The 857-nt window shown below is 67.0% G+C and carries 1 protein-coding gene; it reads left to right on the forward strand.

Annotated elements, in window-relative coordinates; translation table 11 throughout:
- The coding region (gene tssI, locus ACQ4N9_RS26485) for a type VI secretion system tip protein TssI/VgrG (protein WP_430934113.1) at positions 1–857 on the forward strand (857 nt) is incomplete at both ends.

Here is an 857-nt window from a genome sequence, read left to right on the forward strand (position 1 = left end):
CGGCCGACAGCCTCGACGAACCGGCCCTGGAAGACTACGACTACCCCGGCCGCTTCCTCGACCGCCCACGCGGCAAGCACCTGGCCAACCGCGCCCTGGAGCGCCACCGCAGTGACTACCAGCAGGCCAGCGGCGACAGCGACCAGCCGCTGCTCGCCAGCGGGCACTTCCTTACTCTGAGTAGCCACCCCAACGCCCAGTGGAACGACCTGTGGCTGCTCACCGACGTGCGCCACCAGGGCCGCCAGCCGCAGGTACTGGAAGAAGCCATCACCAGCGACGTCGACGCCAAGTACGACGGTTTCCAGCAGGGCTACCGCAACTTCTTCGTGGTTACCCCGTGGCAGCAACCGTTCCGCCCGCCGCTGCGGCATCCCAAGCCCAAGGTGCTGGGCACCCAGCGCGCCGTGGTGAGTGGCCCGGCCGGCGAAGAGATCTACTGTGACGAATACGGCCGGATCAAGGTGCAGTTCTTCTGGGACCGCGAAGGCCAGGCCGACGACAAGTCCAGCGTGTGGATGCGCGTGGCCAGCAGTTGGGCCGGGCAGGGCATCGCTGGCCTGCAACTGCCGCGCATCGGCATGGAGGTTTTGGTCAGTTTCCTCGAAGGCGACCCCGACCAGCCGCTGGTGACCGGCTGCCTGTACCACGGCGTGAACATGCCGCACTACAAGCTGCCCGACCTCAAGACCCTGGCCACCATCAAGAGCAAGGAATACAAAGGCAGCCGCGGCAACGAACTGCGTATCGACGACACCACCAGCGAAATCAGCATCGCCCTGCGCAGCGACCACGGCGCCAGTGCGCTGAACCTCGGCTACCTCACTCACCCGCGCCCCTCTGGCGGCGCCCCGCGT

Source organism: Pseudomonas sp. ES1 (assembly GCF_050586605.1).
Classification (GTDB): domain Bacteria; phylum Pseudomonadota; class Gammaproteobacteria; order Pseudomonadales; family Pseudomonadaceae; genus Aquipseudomonas; species Aquipseudomonas sichuanensis.